At 65.6% G+C, this 17,266-nt stretch carries 13 protein-coding genes, 1 tRNA gene and 1 rRNA gene; 8 read left to right on the forward strand and 7 right to left on the reverse strand.

The annotated features are described in order from the left end of the window. The first annotated feature begins 67 nt into the window (after positions 1-67). Both rrf and C563_RS0110960 read left to right on the forward strand, forming a co-directional pair. Positions 68-184: ribosomal RNA gene (gene rrf, locus C563_RS0110955) — 5S ribosomal RNA — on the forward strand. Between the two features lie 228 nt (positions 185-412). Further along, positions 413-916: a hypothetical protein gene (locus tag C563_RS0110960; protein WP_018762098.1), complete on the forward strand. Its 504-nt coding sequence runs from the start codon at positions 413-415 to the stop codon at positions 914-916. On the opposite strand, the gene C563_RS0110965 is transcribed toward C563_RS0110960, so the two are convergent. Together C563_RS0110965 and C563_RS0110970 are read right to left on the reverse strand one after the other, a co-directional pair. Beyond that, positions 913-1,953 (reverse strand): LacI family DNA-binding transcriptional regulator, encoded by a 1,041-nt coding sequence (locus C563_RS0110965; protein ID WP_018762099.1) that lies wholly within the window; start codon positions 1,951-1,953, stop codon positions 913-915. The genes C563_RS0110960 and C563_RS0110965 overlap by 4 nt on opposite strands. Positions 1,954-1,955: 2 nt before the next feature. After that, the gene (locus C563_RS0110970) at positions 1,956-3,698 is read right to left on the reverse strand and encodes a glycoside hydrolase family 13 protein (RefSeq protein ID WP_018762100.1); all 1,743 of its coding nucleotides are present in this window, start codon (positions 3,696-3,698) and stop codon (positions 1,956-1,958) included. A 151-nt stretch (positions 3,699-3,849) separates the two neighbouring features. On the opposite strand from C563_RS0110970, the gene C563_RS0110975 reads away from it, so the two are divergent. Next, the gene (locus C563_RS0110975; RefSeq protein ID WP_442852939.1) at positions 3,850-5,247 is read left to right on the forward strand and encodes an FAD-binding oxidoreductase; all 1,398 of its coding nucleotides are present in this window, start codon (positions 3,850-3,852) and stop codon (positions 5,245-5,247) included. Positions 5,248-5,249: 2 nt separating this feature from the next. Here the strand turns inward: C563_RS0110975 and C563_RS0110980 are convergent, their stop codons facing one another. The 4 genes from C563_RS0110980 to C563_RS0110995 form a co-directional block, all read right to left on the reverse strand. Further along, entirely contained in the window at positions 5,250-6,668 is a 1,419-nt protein-coding gene (locus tag C563_RS0110980) for a DUF4032 domain-containing protein (protein ID WP_018762102.1), read from the reverse strand. A gap of 186 nt (positions 6,669-6,854) precedes the next feature. After that, entirely contained in the window at positions 6,855-7,937 is a 1,083-nt protein-coding gene (locus C563_RS0110985; RefSeq protein ID WP_018762103.1) for an ABC transporter ATP-binding protein, read from the reverse strand. Positions 7,938-8,156: 219 nt separating this feature from the next. Next, positions 8,157-8,993, reverse strand: a complete 837-nt coding sequence (gene otsB / locus C563_RS0110990) for a trehalose-phosphatase (protein ID WP_018762104.1) — start codon at positions 8,991-8,993, stop codon at positions 8,157-8,159. Beyond that, positions 8,983-10,485 (reverse strand): alpha,alpha-trehalose-phosphate synthase (UDP-forming), encoded by a 1,503-nt coding sequence (locus C563_RS0110995; protein ID WP_018762105.1) that lies wholly within the window; start codon positions 10,483-10,485, stop codon positions 8,983-8,985. The genes otsB and C563_RS0110995 overlap by 11 nt, the downstream gene beginning before the upstream one ends. A gap of 178 nt (positions 10,486-10,663) precedes the next feature. Between C563_RS0110995 and C563_RS0111000 the strand changes: the two genes are divergently transcribed. The 5 genes from C563_RS0111000 (at position 10,664) to C563_RS0111020 (ending at position 15,871) form a co-directional block, all read left to right on the forward strand. After that, positions 10,664-11,551: a DsbA family protein gene (locus tag C563_RS0111000; RefSeq protein WP_018762106.1), complete on the forward strand. Its 888-nt coding sequence runs from the start codon at positions 10,664-10,666 to the stop codon at positions 11,549-11,551. Between the two features lie 150 nt (positions 11,552-11,701). Next, positions 11,702-11,775: transfer RNA gene (locus tag C563_RS0111005), tRNA-Thr, on the forward strand. A 118-nt stretch (positions 11,776-11,893) separates the two neighbouring features. Then, entirely contained in the window at positions 11,894-12,319 is a 426-nt protein-coding gene (locus C563_RS0111010) for a ChaB family protein (RefSeq protein WP_018762107.1), read from the forward strand. 84 nt (positions 12,320-12,403) lie between these two features. After that, a complete protein-coding gene (locus C563_RS0111015) occupies positions 12,404-14,575 on the forward strand; it encodes an elongation factor G-like protein EF-G2 (RefSeq protein ID WP_018762108.1) in 2,172 nt (723 codons plus the stop codon). Positions 14,576-14,617: 42 nt separating this feature from the next. Next, positions 14,618-15,871: an MFS transporter gene (locus C563_RS0111020; RefSeq protein WP_018762109.1), complete on the forward strand. Its 1,254-nt coding sequence runs from the start codon at positions 14,618-14,620 to the stop codon at positions 15,869-15,871. 114 nt (positions 15,872-15,985) lie between these two features. Here the strand turns inward: C563_RS0111020 and mmsB are convergent, their stop codons facing one another. Further along, a complete protein-coding gene (mmsB, locus tag C563_RS0111025; RefSeq protein WP_018762110.1) occupies positions 15,986-17,266 on the reverse strand; it encodes a multiple monosaccharide ABC transporter permease in 1,281 nt (426 codons plus the stop codon).

Here is a 17,266-nt window from a genome sequence, read left to right on the forward strand (position 1 = left end):
AACAACACCACACATGTTGTAACCACAGTCTTCCCACCAACCCCAGGGTTGGGACGGGTAACAAGGTTACGGCGGTCATAGCGTGGGGGAAACGCCCGGTCCCATTCCGAACCCGGAAGCTAAGACCCACAGCGCCGATGGTACTGCACCCGGGAGGGTGTGGGAGAGTAGGACACCGCCGGACACACACCACTGGTCGAGGCCCCAACCACACGGTTGGGGCCTCCCACATTTAAAAACACCACCACCCACCACACGACCACGCCCGCTCACACCCGACACGTAACCCCGCAACCCCCGCCCACATCTTGCACGCAGTCGACTTGCGTCCGCTCACCCCTGCCATCCAAAGATGCAACCCGCGCTAATACCGACGATAACGATCGGGTGCCCGCGGGTAGAGTTGTTGCCCATGAGCAGCATCTTCAGCCATGCCCAGGACCCCTTCGAGGCGGATGGAAAGCCCGGTGCCGATTCCCTGGACCCGGTGGTCAACGCGGTGGTGGTGCCCGGACCCATCGCCCGGGCATTCGCCGGTTTCACAGACCACACCCACCTCTGGTGGCCGCTGGAGCCGTACGGAGTCTACGGGGCAGGGTCCTATGTCGAATTCGAAGAGAACCTGATTCTCGAGACGTCAGACGACGGACGGACCAGCATCTGGGGGACCCTTGATGACTGGCAGCCGCCGCTCTCCTTCCACGCCACCTGGCACCCCGGCACCACTGCAATGTGGTCCACCGAGCTTCTGGTGGCCTTCCGCGCGGTTGACGGGGACACGGAGGTCCGGGTCGTCCATGACGGCTGGGAGGGCGCCGAGGACCCTGCCGCCGTCAGGGGACATTACCTGCAGGCCTGGCCCGTAATCCTCGACAAGTACGCCCGCTTCATGGGCGCCGCAGACCCAGCAAACTAGTTCAGGGCCGGCGGTACCGCCGTGCTGGTTCGGATCAGGAACTCGGTCGGGTACTCCTGGTCCTGGACCTGTGCAGCCGGCTTGCCGCCGTCGGAATCCTTGCCTGCGTTCAGCAACGCCAGGGCGGTCGTGGCCGCCAGGTTGCCTTGCCCGCGCGGATCCTGCTTGATGGTGGTGAGTCCAAACGTCTCGCTGAGATCGTGACCGTCCATACCCACGACCGAGAGATCTTGCGGGATCTGCAGGCCGAAGTCGCGCGCCGCAAGCATAATCCCGATGGCCATCTCGTCAGACGCGGCGAACACAGCGGTGGGTCGTTCCGCCGCTGTCCCCAGCAGCCGGCGTCCCACGGCGTACGCGCCCTGGATGGTGAAGTCCGCATTGACCACCCACTCGTCCCGGACAGGCAGGCCTGCCCCGGCCATGGCTGCGGCAAAGCCTTTCTGCCGGAGTTTGGGAAGCTTGAAGTCCCGGTTCAGCCCCGCGTCCCCGGTGACGTGCGCAATCCGGGTATGGCCAAGCCGGATCAGGTGGCCGGCCGCGTCCCTGGCAAGGCCTTCGTCATCGATGCGGATGGTGGAGGCGCCCCTCAAGACGCCGCCGATGCCCACAATGGGACGATGCACCGCCAGCAGCTGGCCTATTTCGTCCTCGCGAAGGACCAACGCCACTGCGATGACGGCGTCCAGGCGCTTGCGGAGCAGGAAGTCGTTCAGGATGCTGCTGCGTCGCTCAGGTTGCTCCCCCACGTTGTACAGGGTGAGGTCGTACCCGGCGTCCAGCAGGGTCTCCGAAACCCCTTCCAGCACGGAAGAGAAATACCAGCGCTGTACGTTGGGCACCACCAGGCCAATATTGCGGTTGCGGCCCGACGCCAGGCTTGATGCGTGGTACGACGGAACGAACCCCAGCTCCTTGGCCGCCTCCTGCGCCAGCCGGCGGCTCCTTGAGGAGACATTGGACTTGCCACTCAGCGCCCGCGAAACGGTGGCCACGGACAGGCCGGCACGGCTGGCAACTTCTTTGATGCCTGCCAACGTCAGTCTGCCGTGGTGGCAGGTCCAAGCTGCAACCAGGCAGTCTCGCCGGATGCGAGGGCATGGCCCGTGGACCCCGGCAGGCTGCGAAGGAGGACGTGGCCGGACGGCATCTCCAGCGGCTCATGGTTCAGGTTCATAAGCACCAGCGTAGTGCCGTTCACATAGCCGAGGGAGGATCCGGTGCACCAGTCTTCCGCCCATGACAGGGATCCCCGGCCCAGATCGAGCTCCCGGCGCCGCGCCAGGGCTTCACGGTACAGGGCCAGGTGCGACGACGGTGACTCCGCCTGCACGTCACGGGCAAGTTCCGCGAAGGACGACGGAATCGGCAGCCAGGGATCGCTCCCGGAGCCGAATCCCAGGTGCCGGTCGTCGGCCCGCCAGGGCAGCGGAACGCGGCAGCCGTCGCGGCCAAGGCGCTGGCCGTTGGTCCGGGCGAAGGTCGGATCCTGCCGCAGATGGCCGGGGATGTCGATGCCGTCAGGCAGCCCCAACTCTTCTCCCTGGTAGAGGTAGGCGGCCCCGGGAAGCCCCAGCATGAAGAGTGAAGCGGCCGCTGCTCGACGCCGTCCGAGGTCCTCGTCCGGCTGGGGATCGCCGGTACCGATGCCGTCGCCGTCGCGCGGGCCGTGGCCGTTGTAGCCAAACCGGCTGGCATGCCGGACTACGTCGTGGTTTGAGAGGACCCACGTGCTCGGGGCGCCGACGCCGTCCAGGACGGTCAGTGAGTCCGTGATGACCGACCGCAGCCGGTAGACATCCAGTCCGGCGTGGAGGTAGGGAAAGTTGAACGCCTGGTGCATTTCGTCCGGCCGGACCCAGTGGGCCAGCCGGTGGAGGTCAACACTCGCCTCGGCGCACAGAATCCGGTCCGGGCCGTATTGGTCCAGGATCTGCCGCCATCTCCGGTAGATGTCGTGGACGGCGGGTTGACCGAACATTGGTGCCTCATGGCCCGGGTAGCCGTCGCTGCTGCCGCCGTCGGCACGTCCGCCCCATGCCGGCAGGCCCGGTGCTTTGACCAGCGCGTGGGCCACGTCCACCCGGAAGCCGGAGACGCCACGGTCCAGCCAGAACCGGAGCACCCGTTCGAATTCTGCATGGACCGCCGGGTTGTCCCAGTTGAAGTCCGGCTGGGAGGAGTCGAAGAGGTGCAGGTACCACTGGCCGGGCTCGCCGTCAGGTTCCACCACGCGCGTCCAGGCCGGACCGCCGAAGTGGGACTGCCAGTTGTTCGGAGGTTCCTGGCCTTCCGGGCCGGTCCCGTCCCGGAAGATGAACATGTCCCGCTCGGGGCTTCCGGCTGGCGCTGCAAGGGCTGCCTGGAAAGCCGGGTGCTGGTCCGAGCAGTGGTTGGGTACCAGGTCAACGATGACCCGCAGCCCGAGCCGGTGCGATTCTGCCATCATGACGTCGAAGTCGCCCAGGGTGCCGAAGATCGGGTCCACGTCGCAGTAGTCGCTGACGTCGTAGCCTGCATCGCGCTGCGGTGACCGGTAGAAGGGCGAGAGCCAGACGGCGTCCACGCCCAGGCTTGCCAGATGCGGCAGTTCCTCGGTGATCCCGGCCAGGTCGCCCACGCCGTCGCCGTTCAAGTCACGGAACGAACGGGGATAGACCTGGTAGATCACGGCGGACCGCCACCAGCCGGGAATGGCGTCGGCGGCGTGGATAAGCGTCAATGGACCGGCAACGCTTGCAGTGTCCTGGGTCACAGTTTCGACAGACATGACAGTCAGCATAACGGCTGGAACCGATTAAAATGAAAACGCTTCCATAACGTCCAGGCGAGCTGGTTGGGGGCTTAAGAGGGCGTAACGCGCCATAATCTGGAAGCGATTTCAAAGCCCGGAATACCGGACCGGTCCGGCGGACGGCGCCTAGACTTGGTGGATGTGTCCGACGACGGGTGGAGGCTTTGTGGGAAGCATTGTTGAGGATCTGGAAGCCGTCTTGGCGCCCGGGCAGCTGGATCGCGGCGAGGCTGCGCTCCACCGCTACGCCATTGACCAGGCACCGGTCTTGGACTTCCAGCTACCCCTGGCCGTCGTGTTCCCCGAGTCAGTGGCCGATGTCCAGGCGGTAGTGCGGGCGTGCGCGGCCGGGGGAGTGGCGATCGTACCGCGCGGTGCCGGTACAGGAGTGTCCGGCGGGGCGCACGCCACCAGGAACTGCGTCGTCCTCTCGCTGGAGCGGATGAACCGGATCCTTGCCCTGAACCCGGACGACGAAACTGCCGTGGTGGAGCCGGGCGTGGTCAATGCCGTCCTCAACGAGGCCGCCGCGGTGCACGGCCTCATGTACGCCCCGGACCCCGCAAGTTTCCGCAGCTCCACCATCGGCGGCAACGTAGCCACCAATGCCGGCGGCCTTCGCTGCGCCAAGTACGGGGTCACCAGGGACTCGGTCCTGGCCTTGGACGTCGTGCTGGCTGACGGCTCCCTGATCCACACCGGCCACCAGACCTTCAAGGGCGTGGCGGGCTACGACCTCACAGGCCTCTTCGTGGGGTCCGAAGGAACACTTGGCATCGTCGTCGGTGTCACGGTGCGATTGAAGTACCTGCCCCGGGAAGTCCACACCGTTGCTGCGTTCTACCCGGACTTCCGGCTTGCCGCCGCAGGGGTCCTGGCCGTGGGCAAGGCGCGCGTCCAGCCCGCCATCATGGAATTGCTCGACGGCGGCACCCTGGCCCAGCTCGATGACATCCACGGATCGGACCTCACGGCACGCGGAAAGTCCCTGCTCCTGGTTCAGACAGACGGGTTTGGAGCTGCCGCCGAAGCAGACGTTGTGCGCCAGGTCCTTAAGGCAGGCGGTGCCACGGTCACCACCGAGGCCAGCGCCGAAGCGGAACGGCTGGTGGAGCTCCGGCGTCACAGCCGGGGCACCGAGGTGGACGATGAATTCCGGGTGGGTGAAGACGTTGCCGTGCCGCGGTCCCGGCTGGTGGACTACGTGGCGGCGCTCGAGGCCCTCGCAGCCACCCAGCGGGTGCACCTCAAAGTGGTGGCGCATGCCGGTGACGGCAACCTGCACCCCACCTTCTGGATCGACCGGCAGGGGGACACTGTTGACGCCGATGCGATGAAACGCCTCCAGGCTGCCTTGGATGAGTCGATCACGGCGGCGTTGGCCATGGGCGGCACCATCACGGGGGAGCATGGCATAGGCCAGTACAAGCTGCGCTGGCTGGGCCAGGAGCAGCCCGAGCCGGTCCGGGAACTGCAGCGCCGGATCAAGGACTTGTTCGATCCTGCGGGAATCCTCAATCCGGGGAAGGCGATCTAGGGTCAGTCGTCCGAGTCCGGGTATTCCTCGTCGGACTCATCGGCACCGTACCGGGATTCCTCGCTTTCCACCTCAAGGATTTTCAACATCTCGGTGTCGGGGTTCAGCATGATGGCGGCCTCGTCCCGCCGGTGCCGGAGGATCGAGTCGATGTAGGACTGTACGGCCTCGGCCAGCGGGATGTGGCGTTCCTGCTTTTCCGACATGTACCAGCGGTGTTCCAGTACTTCGTGGACCACCTCGGCGTGCTCCAGCTTGCCGGAAAGATCGCGCGGGATGGAGCGGACAATGGGCTCGAAGATCTGGCTCACCCACAGGTGGGCGCTGTATTCCTCGTCCATCTCCGGATTGTTGTCCGCCCGGAAGGAGTCCATGTCGTTGAGGAGCCGGCGGGCCTGGTTTTCCTGCGCGTCCAGGCCGGTGAGCCGCAACAGCCGGCGCTGGTGATGCCCGGCATCAACCACTTTGGGCTGCAGTTGGATGGTCGAGCCGTTCTGCGTGGTCTTGATGGCGTATTCCTCGACGTCGAAGCCGAGTTCGTTCAGGCGCCGGATCCGGGCTCCCACCCGCCAGCGTTCGCCGAGTTCGAAGGATTCCTTCTCCGTCAGTTCCGCCCACAGCCGCCGGTAGCTGTCCATGATCAGCTCACTGGTGGCGACCGGGTCCACTTTCTCCTCGATCAACCCGCCATCGAGCAGGTCCATGAGCTCACCAGCGATGTTCACCCGGGCTATCTCAAGGTCGTATTCGCGCTGGCCCGTGGACAGGTCCGGGTAGAGCTCGCCCGTTTCAGCGTCCACCAGGTAGGCGGCGAAAGCGCCGGCGTCACGGCGGAACAGGGTATTGGAAAGGGAGACATCGCCCCAATAGAAGCCGATGAGGTGCAGCCGGACCAGCAGGAGGGCCTGGGCGTCGATGAGGCGGGTCAGTGTGTCCTTGCGCAGCATCTGGGAAAACAGTGCCCGGTAGGGCATGGAGAACTTCAAGTGGCGGGTCACCAGCACCGGATTGAGCGGGCGCCCGTCCGGGGTGGTGCGTCCGGTGATCACGGCCACGGGCTCCACGCAGGGGACATCCAGCCGGGCCAGCTTGCGGAGCATGTGGTACTCGTGGCGGGCCACATGCTCGGATGTTTCCTTAATGGCGATGACCGAGCCGCCCAGGTGGGCGAAGCGCACGATATGCCTGGAGATACCGCGGGGGAGTGCGGCCAGGTACTGTGCGGGCCACTCCTCAAGGGCAATGTGCCACGGCAGGTCCAGCAGTTCCGGGTCGGCCGCTGCGGCCGTGATGTTCAGCGACGACGCTACCGAGGCCGCCTTGTTGTCGCCGGCGCTGGCCGCCACGAACCGCGGCAGTTTACCGATCTGCGCGTAGTCGGTGGGTTCGTCGTGCCACTGGGCGCTGTTTTCCTCGGTCATGGGTCAATTCTTCCGTACGCAGGGCAAGGACGATAAATCTTCGTTAAAGGCCGACGGCGGCCCGCACCTTGATGAAAGGGTGCGGGCCGCCGTCGGTTCCGTGGCTAAGGCCGCTGAGTGCCGGTGGATGGGCCCACGCCGGCAGGGTTCCCTGGCCGAAGCGAAGCTAAGGCCGGTGGGTGGGGACTAGTCGCCCAGGCGCAGGCCGGTCTTGGTGTCGAACAGGTGCACGTGGCCGGACTGCGGACGGACGTAGATGACCTCGCCCTTCATCGGAGGACGGCGGCCGTCGACGCGTGCCACGATGTCGTGGTCCTTGCCGTCGAGCGTGGTGTGTCCGTAGACGTAGGCGTCGGCGCCGAGTTCTTCGACGACGTCGACCTCAACCTTCAGGCCCTCACCCTGCGGAGCGGTTTCAAGGTCTTCGGGGCGGGAGCCCAAGGTGACCGTGGAGCCGTGCGCCTCTTCGAGGACGTCGCGCGGCACGGGGTACACGGTGCCGCCGAACTGCACGCCGCCGTCGACGACCGGGAGTTCCAGCAGGTTCATGGCGGGGGAGCCGATGAAGCCGGCAACGAAGACGTTCTTGGGACGGTCGTAGAGGTTGCGCGGGGTGTCAACCTGCTGCAGCAGGCCGTCCTTCAGCACTGCCACGCGGTCGCCCATGGTCATGGCCTCGACCTGGTCGTGGGTCACGTAGACGGTGGTGACGCCCAGGCGGCGGGTCAGCGATGCGATCTGGGTACGGGTCTGGACGCGGAGCTTCGCATCCAGGTTGGACAGCGGCTCATCCATGAGGAAGACCTGCGGGTTACGGACGATTGCGCGGCCCATGGCAACGCGCTGGCGCTGGCCACCGGAGAGGGCCTTCGGCTTGCGGTCCAGGTACTGCTCAAGGTCGAGGAGCTTGGCGGCTTCACGGACTCGCTCAGCGCGCTCTTCCTTGGAGACGCCGGCGATCTTGAGGGCGAAGCCCATGTTGTCCGCAACAGTCATGTGCGGGTACAGGGCGTAGTTCTGGAAGACCATGGCGATGTCGCGGTCCTTCGGCGGCACATCGGTGACGTCGCGGTCGCCAATGAGAATGCGGCCTGCGTTGACGTCCTCAAGGCCTGCGAGCATGCGCAGCGAGGTGGACTTACCGCAACCGGAGGGTCCAACGAGGACCAGGAATTCGCCATCGGCGATGTCGATGTTGAGCTTGTCGACGGCGGGCTTATCTGTGCCCGGGTACAGACGCGTAGCGTTATCAAAAGTAACTGTAGCCACAGTTATCAATCCCTTCACCGGCAGGTACGTGCCGGACGATCCGTTGTGAATGGTTCATGTTTATTCAGTTGTGTTCCAGCAAAGTGCTCCGGGTCATTGCCCGGAGCACCCAATGACGCCGCACGGTGTTTGTGCGCCACATCACATCAAAGAGTATGCCAGAGCGGGCCGTCTTTTGCGTAAATGTTACGAACGTCACATGCGGCGTTGGTCACTGCCCTAGCCGGAGGCGGCTTCGGGGTCTTCTTCAGCCACGGCGATGCTCCGCTCCTGCAGCAGCACCTCCAGCAGTTCGGCGATGTGCACAGGTGCTTCCACCCGGTACTGGGCCTGGGTGAAATCAAGGCCCACCTTGACCCCCACGTCGCCCGGCTCCAACCGGCCGAAAGCGTCCTCGTCCGTCACGTCGTCGCCGGCGAACAGGACGGCTGTGGCCCCGGTGGCCTGCCGAAGGAAGGCGACGCCTTCGCCCTTGGATGCGTTCACCACCGAGGTTTCCAGGACACGCTTGCCCTCCTTCAGGAACACCCCCTTGCGGTCCTGCAGCGACGCCCGGGCGGCCGCAACGGCGTCCTCGGCGACGTCGTCGTCAGCCTGGCGGGTGTGCAGGACGACGCCGGCGGGCTTGTCCTCCAGGGACGTTCCGGGAGCCTCTGCCACGATCTCGGCCAGCACCGACCGGACGTCGGCGAGAAGCGCTTTCTGGTCCTCCTCCAGCGCCAGCTCAGTGGAACCGGGTCCCAGCCACGCTTCGGCCCCGTGGCTTCCGATGAGAAGGGTGTCCACCGGCGGCGACGCAACCTGCCGCAGGCTGGCGAGGGCACGGCCCGAGATGAGTGCCGTCGTCGTCCGTGGAAGCACCGCAAGGCCGGCGAAGGCTGCTGCCGAGCGTGGCAGCGGCCGCGCGTCCTGAGCGCTGTCCACGATGGGAGCCATGGTGCCGTCGAAATCCATGGCCACCAGCAGGTGTGCGGTTCCGGCGATCCGGCGCAACGCTTCCCTCAACTCCGGGGTCAATGCCAGCTGCCGCTTGGTGGGGCGGCCTTCAGGAGTCATCGCGAACCACCTTTTCGTTCAGCGCGCGCAGGAAGTCCGCGGACCAGTGGTCGACGTCGTGGTCCAGGATCTGGCGGCGCATGGACCGCATGCGGCGCGAGGCTTCCCGGGGCGTCAGTTCCACCGCGTTCATGATCGTGTTCTTGAGCCCTGCGATATCGTGCGGGTTGACCAGGAGCGCCTGCTTGAGCTGGTCCGCTGCACCCGCGAATTCGCTCAGGACCAGGGCGCCGTCGTTATTGTTCCGGGCGGTGACGTACTCCTTGGCCACCAGGTTCATCCCGTCCCGGAGGGCGGTGACGAGCATGACGTCCGCGGCCAGGTAGAGGGCCACCATTTCCTCCACCGGGTAGCTGTGGTGCAGGTAGCGGACCGCGGTGTTCTCAAGGGTGTCGTAGGTGCCGTTGATGTGGCCCACGGTCCCTTCCACCTCCTCGCGGAGCAGCCGGTACTGTTCCACCCGCTCCCGGCTGGGCGATGCCACCTGGATCAGTGTGGCCTCGCCAACGGTGAGCCGGCCGTCTGCCAGGAGCTCTTCGAAGGCCTTAAGCCGGTGGCGGATGCCCTTGGTGTAGTCCAGCCGGTCCACACCCAGCAGGATCGTTTTCGGGTTGCCCAGGTCCTGCCGGATCTGCCGGGCCCGTTCGATGATTTCTGGCCTGGCGGCGAGCTCGGTGATCTGCTTGACGTCGATGGAGATCGGGAAGGCCTGCGCCCGCGCAATGTGCGTGATCAGGCCGTCCTGGCCCTTGACGTGCACCTGCTGCTGCTTGACGCTGGCACCGAGGAACCGGCGGGCGGACCGCATGAAGTTTCCGGCGTCGCTGACGCGCTGGAAGCCCACCAGGTCGGCACCGAGCAGGCCGTCGATGATGGCCTGCCGCCACGGGAGCTGGGCAAAGATTTCCGGCGGCGGGAACGGGATGTGGTTGAAGAACCCGATCCGGAGATCGGGCCGCGCTTCGCGGAGCATCCGCGGAACCAGCTGCAACTGGTAGTCCTGGACCCAGACGGTGGCGCCGTGGTCCGCGTACCGCACCACGGCGTCGGCGAACCGGCGGTTGACCTTGCGGTAGGCATCCCACCAGGCCCGGTGGAATTCCGGCGGAGCGATGACGTCGTGGTAGAGCGGCCAGAGGGTGGCGTTGGAGAAGCCTTCGTAATACAGCTCCACGTCGTCCGTGCTGAGCTGTACCGGGACGAGGTCCATACCGCCATGGCTGAACGGCTTGACGGTTTCGTCAGGTGCTCCGTGCCAGCCAACCCATGCGCCGTCCGTCTTGGTCATCATCGGTGCGAGGGCAGTCACCAGTCCGCCGGGGGACCGCCGCCAGCCGGATCCGTCGTCACCCCCGTCGGCGGGCGCCACTCGGTCAACCGGCAGCCGGTTCGAGACCACCATGAAGTCGTACTTCGTGTGCGCGGCATGGCTGGAATCCGTACCTGCGGCCTGTGCCGTGCCGGCGGGTTTTTCCTGGACGGGTGTTTGCATTGCGGCCCCCTGGGGTTGCTTGTGCCTCTAAGCCACACTAGCCGGACGGAATCATCGGGGCTATTCGTCCGTTGGTCAACCCGGAGGAATGGTTGAAACCGCAAGCTCCCAGATTTCTCCCCTAAAATGTGGGGGTGCCACCTAGTGGTCCCCCTTCGTCGACCGACCCAAGGAATTCATGAGCCCCGCAAACGAAGTACGTAAGTCCAAGGCTGAGCGAACCGCGGAGGCGCGGGAAAAGGCGCGCCTGATCCGTGAAGCACAGGCAAAAAAGGACAAGCGCAACAAGCTGCTGATCGGCTGGGGCATTGTCGCGGCTGTGGTGGCCATCCTGGTAGTGGTGGCCCTGGTGGTCACCAGCAGTTTGAAGCAGAATGCCCCGATTGCGGATCAGGGGCCCACACCGGCCAACGCCAACATCCATGGCGGCGTGACCCTGCTTGCCAACTCGGATGTGGCCAAGAGCGACCCGGCAACGGTGGACGCCAATTCCGTGGGGGATGCACCGAAGACTCCGGCGGCGGAAGTAGTTGCACCCGGCGCGGAAGCGGAGGCCGGCAAGCCGGTCAAGGTGGTCCTCTACGTCGACTTCATCTGCCCCATCTGCAAGAACTTCGAAACGCAGTACAACGACCAGCTCACGTCCTTGCGCAACGACGGCAAGATCACCGTGGAGTACCGGCCGCTCGGCTTCCTGGACAGCCGGTCCACCACCAACTACTCATCACGTGCGGCGAATGCGGCGGCCTGCGTTGCCAACACGGCTCCGCAGAAGTACGCCGACTACTTCAGTGCCTTGTACGCCCAGCAACCGGCTGAAGGCAGTGCCGGCCTCTCGGACAACGACCTCAAGAAGATGGCCTCAGACATGGGCGTGGACATCGGTTCCTGCGTAGATGACAAGACCTACCGCCCGTACGTGAAGTACGCGACGAAGGAGGCCTCGGCCATCGGTGTCACGGGGACGCCGACCGTCTTCGTTGACGGCAAGCAGTGGGGCAAGGGAGACAGCGCCCAGACGCCGTTCCCGGACTTCCTGCAGGCAGCCATCGCCGCCAAGGGCTAAACGCCGGGAATCCTCGCAAGGGCCCGCTTCGGAACGCATCCGGGGCGGGCCCTTTCCCTGTCCGCTGCCGGTGTGGCGGCGTTTTTACCCCCGGCGGGAGTTGGGCTAACCTTATCTAGCGCCTTGACGGCGCAGGCCCCCAGGGGCCACGCCTCCTTAGCTCAGTTGGCCAGAGCACCGCTCTTGTAAAGCGGGGGTCGTCGGTTCGAATCCGACAGGGGGCTCCGGTGCGACGGCCCCGGTTCGAGGTTCCAGGAACTTCGGCCGGGGCCTTGTCTTTCCCGGGGATTATGCTGGACCCATCCCAATAATCAGCCTGCTGACTAAAGGAAGATGGGTGCCATGCCCAAGACCGGAAAGAATGACCACGCCCGCAAGGAAGAACTCCCTTCGACCCTGCAGCGGTCCGGGCGAAAAGCCCAGGACACGTTCGCCAAGACCTACGATTCGGCCCTCGAGTCCTACGACCATGACGAGGAACGGGCGGCCCGCACGGCGTACGCGGCAGTGAAACACAGTTACGAAAAGGTGGGCGACCACTGGGAGCCCAAGGAAAAACGCGGTCCGTCGGACAAGCACGCCGAGGAGGGCCTGCGCTCAACCGAACCCACAGCCGGAGGCGTTGATGCCAACGCGTCCAAGGAACACCTCTACAAACTGGCAAGGGAACTGAACGTCAAGGGCCGCTCGACGATGGACAAGGCCCAACTGGTGAAGGCACTCCAAAAGGCGAACACCAAGGCAACCCGCAAAGCCCGCAGCAAATAGTCTCTGCTCTTGCCGTCCCGCCGCCCAAGGTGTCGAATCAGAGGATACGTCCAGTCCGGCCGGCAATGATGCCAGGAGGTTCCCATGTCGGTGAAGAGCACCAAGGAGTCAGTGCGGGCGGCCGGCGGCAAAAGCGGCCCCGATGCACGCCGGGCAGATCAAAACGCCGGCATTGCCGCCTCGGACCCCGGCCGGATCCGCAACGTGGCCCTGGTGGGGCACTCCGGCGCCGGAAAGACGATGCTGATCGAGGCCTTGCTCGCCGCAAACGGCATGATCACCCGCAAGGGCTCCATCGTGGACGGAACAACCGTCAGCGACTCCGACCCGGCGGCTGTGCACCAGCAGCGCTCGGTCACGCTGTCCTTGGTGCCGCTGATGGTGGAGGACGTCAAAGTGAACCTGATGGATACCCCGGGCTACCCGGACTTCATCGGGGAGCTGCGGGCCGGGCTGCGCGCCTCCGATGCTGCCCTGTTCGTGGTCTCCGCGGTGGATGGTATCGACGCCACCACCACCGCGCTGTGGGGCGAGTGCGAACACGTGAGGCTCCCGCGCGCCGTCGTGATCACCCGGATGGACCATCCGCGCGCAGACTACGGGCGGACCCTGGCAGCCTGCCAACAAGCCTTCGGCGACGCCGTTTTGCCACTGTGCGTGCCAGTGCAGGGGGAGGGGGCGGACGCCTCTTTGCTGGGCCTGCTGTCCCGCGAGGTCACCGATTACTCGTCGGGTGACCCATCGCCAGCCACCCGCCCTGCTGACCCTGCCGAGCTCGAGGCAGCAGGGCCGGCCCGCGGAACCCTGATCGAGGGAATCATCGCCGAAAGCGAAGACGAGACGCTCATGGACCGCTACCTGGACGGTGAGGACGTCGACCCGGCAGCGCTCGCAAGCGACCTGGAAACCGCCGTCGCCCGCGGCTCGTTCTTCCCGGTGCTGCCCACATCCGCCGTCACCGGCCTCGGTACCGCCGAGCTCCTGGCACTGTTGGTCAGTGCTTTCCCGCCGCCGGGGGAGCGGAGCCTGCCGGACCTGACCGACCTCGCGGGAGAGCCTGCCGGAACCCTGTCCTGCGATCCGTCCGGTCCGCTTGCCGCGGAGGTGGTGCGGACATCCAATGATCCCTTCCTGGGCCGCATCTGCCTGGTGCGGGTCTTCTCCGGAACCCTGCGTGAGGATTCGCCCGTGCACGTGGGCGGCCACGGCCTGGCCGACCGGGGCCACCAGGACCACGACACCGACGAACGCGTGACCCATATCTACTCGCCACTGGGGGCCAGCCTGCGTCCCGTGCCTTACTGCGTGGCGGGGGACCTCTGCGCCCTGGCCAAGCTGGGGAGCGCCGAAACAGGAGACACCATTTCTGCACGGGACATGCCACTGCTGCTCGCCACCTGGGAAATGCCGGAGCCGCTGCTGCCGGTCGCCGTGGAAGCGGACTCCCGCAGTGACGAGGATGCGCTGGCCCGCAGCCTGGGCAGGATTGCGGCGGGCGATCCCACCCTGCGGGTGGACCGGAATGCCGAAACGCACCAGCTGGTGCTGTGGTGCATGGGTGAGGCGCATGCGGAGGTAGTGCTCGACAGGTTGCGCGAACAAGGCGTGAAACTCCACACCGTTGACGTGGTGACGCCGCTGCGGGAAACCTTCGCCGCGCCCGCCACAGGCCATGGCCGCCATGTCAAACAATCCGGCGGTCACGGCCAGTACGCCGTATGCGACATCGAAGTGGAACCCCTGGAACGCGGTGCGGGGTTCGAATTCGTGGATAAAACCGTGGGTGGCGTCATTCCGGGAACGTTCATCCCGTCGATCGAGAAGGGCGTCCGGGCACAGATGGAGCGGGGCGTCTCCGCAGGCTTCCCTGTGGTGGACCTGCGCGTGACCGTCGTGGGCGGCAAGGCCCACAGCGTGGATTCATCCGACGCCGCATTCCAGTCGGCGGGGGCCCTGGCGCTCCGCGAAGCTGCGGCCGCGGGAAAGATCCAACTCCTCGAACCCGTGTCCGCGGTGGCCATCACTGTGTCGGACGAGCACGTGGGGACGGTCATGAGCGACTTGTCCGGCCGGCGCGGGCGCCTGACCGGCACCAATTCCTCCGGCCAGGGCCTCACCGAGATCAGTGCCGAAGTTCCGGACCAGGAACTCCTGAGGTACGCGGTGGAACTGCGCGCCTTGACCGCCGGCACCGGCAGGTTCCGCCGGCACTACCTGCGCCATGAACCGGTGCCATCGAATTTCAGCCCCTCCTGATCCCGCCCGGGCAGGAACTTCGCCAAGGAACGCCGGCCGCCCGTGAACGCCGCTACACGAAAAATCCAAAACATCTACCTGACGTTGACGCTGGGCAACACCCTCGCGGCGTCCTTTATCTGGGGCATCAACACACTGTTCCTGCTCGATGCGGGCTTGAACAACTTTGAGGCCTTCGCCGCGAACGCCTTCTTCACGGCAGGCATGGTGCTCTTCGAAGTACCCACCGGGGTGGTCGCGGACAGCTGGGGGCGGCGGGTGTCGTTCCTGCTGGGCACTGTCACCCTGGCCGGGTCCACCTTCCTTTACTACCTGCTCTGGCAGTTGCACGCGCCGTTCTGGTGGTGGGCGGCCGTTTCGGCGCTGCTGGGGCTCGGTTTTACCTTCTTCTCCGGCGCGGTGGAGGCCTGGCTGGTGGATGCCCTGCACTTCACCGGCTACGAGGGCACCCTCGAAGCGGTCCTGGGCCGCGGCCAGATGGTTTCCGGCATCGCCATGCTGGGCGGTTCGGTGGCAGGCGGGGTGATCGCGCAGGCCACCAACCTGGGGGTGCCGTTCCTGCTGCGCGTCGCGGTCCTGGTGGCTATGTTTGCCGTTGCGTTCCTTCTCATGCACGACGTCGGCTTCACGCCCGAGCGCTCGGCCCACCCGTTGCAAGCCACCCGGGCAGTCCTCCGGGCTTCGCTCGACGGCGGGCTGAGGAATCCGCCCGTGAGGTACATGATGCTGGCCGCGCCCTTTACCGAAGGCGTGGGCTTTTACGTCTTCTATGCCCTCCAGCCCTACCTGCTGCAACTGTTCGGCGATCCGAGGGCCTACGCCATTGCGGGCCTGGCCGCAGCCATTGTGGCCGGGGCCGACATCGTGGGCGGCTGGCTGGCGCCGCAGGTCCGGAAGTTGGTGCACCGGCGCACCACCGTGCTGATCGGCTCCAACATCATCAGCTCGGTGGTTTTGGTGGTGCTGCTGGCAACCAACGTCTTTTGGCTGGCGCTGGTGCTTTTGGCCCTCTGGGCAGTGGTGGCTTCCGCCGGCACCCCGGTCCGCCAGGCCTACCTCAATGACATGATCGCCTCCCAGCAGCGGGCCACCGTCCTCAGCTTCGCTTCGCTCATGGGCTCAAGCGGCGGGGTGGTGGTGCAACCGCTTCTTGGCAGGGCGGCGGACCTTTACGGCTACCCTGCCTCCTTGGCCATGAGCGGGGTCGTGCAGTTGCTGGCGGCACCATTCATCCTGCTGAGCCGGCGCCGGCGCTCGCCGGCCGATGCCGGAGCGGGCCTGCCGGCCGCGCCCTGACCAGGTTGGGAAGCACACACCGGACGACATGCAGCGAAGGCCCCTGGCCACGGACGGTATGCGTCCGTGGCCAGGGGCCTTCAAAGAGCTTCCTGCCGGTGGCAGAAGCCGGTATTACTTGACGCCGGCCTCCACCTGTTCGCTGGCCACCGGCGTCAATTTCTCCGCGGTGGGCGGAGGAGTGGTCTTCAGCCTGAACCGTCTTCCAATGTCGCTGCCGCCGCCGCTGCGGTTCTTGTTGAAAATGTCGAAACCGACGGCGATCAGGAGCACCAGGCCCTTGATCAGCTGCTGGTAGTCCGTGCCCAGGCCCAGGATGGACATGCCGTTGTTGAGCACACCCATGATGAGTCCGCCGATCATAGCCCCGGCAACGGTGCCGATGCCGCCGGTGACGGCCGCACCGCCAATGAACGCCGCAGCGATCGAATCGAGTTCGAATCCGGTTCCGCCTGCCGGTTGGGCCGAGTTGAGCCGGGCCGTGAAGACCAGGCCCGCCAAAGCTGCGAGGACGCCCATGTTCACGAAGAGTCGGAACGTCACGGCCTTGGTCTTGATTCCGGACAGCTCAGCTGCATGCAGGTTGCCGCCGATTGCATAGGTGTGCCGGCCAAACACGCTGTTGTTCATCAGTGCCGTGTACGCGATCACCAGGACAGCCAGGACCACCAGGACGATCGGCGTGCCCCGGTAGGACGCCAGCAGGAAGGTGATGATGAGCATCAGCAACGCGGTGAAAGCGGTTTTGATGACGAACCAGACCAGAGGCTCGCTTTCGAGATCGAACTTCTTGCGGATGCGGCGTTCCTTTAGGGCCTGGATCAGGAGTGCCACGGTGGCGCCCACGCCAAGGATGACCGTGAGCCATTCCAGTACTGACGTGCCGCCGGAGATGTCCGGGAGGAAGCCTCCGCCCAGGGCCCGCAGCTCCGCAGGGAACGGCGTGATCTGCTGGTTCTTCAGGGTGATGAGCGTCAGGCCGCGGAAGATCAGCATGCCTGCGAGCGTGACGATGAAGGCCGGGATTCCCACGTATGCGATCCAGTACCCTTGCCAGGCCCCGACGAGCGCGCCGACCAGCAGGCACGCAGGGATTGCGGCCCACCATGGCCAGCCCCAGTGCACGATCATGACGCCGGCGACGGCACCGATGAATCCCGCCACGGAGCCGACGGACAGGTCGATGTGGCCTGCGATGATCACCATCACCATGCCGATGGCCAGGATGAGGATGTAACTGTTTTGGACCACCAGGTTGGTGACATTCTGCGGCTCGAGCAGGATCCCGCCGGTGAGTCCTTGGAACAGGAGGACGATCAGGATCAGGGCGACGAAGATGCCAACTTGGCGGAGGCGGCTTGTGAGGAATCCGAGCGACTCTCTTAGGGCTGACAT

The sequence above is a fragment of the Arthrobacter sp. 135MFCol5.1 genome (assembly GCF_000374865.1).
Lineage (GTDB): Bacteria > Actinomycetota > Actinomycetes > Actinomycetales > Micrococcaceae > Arthrobacter.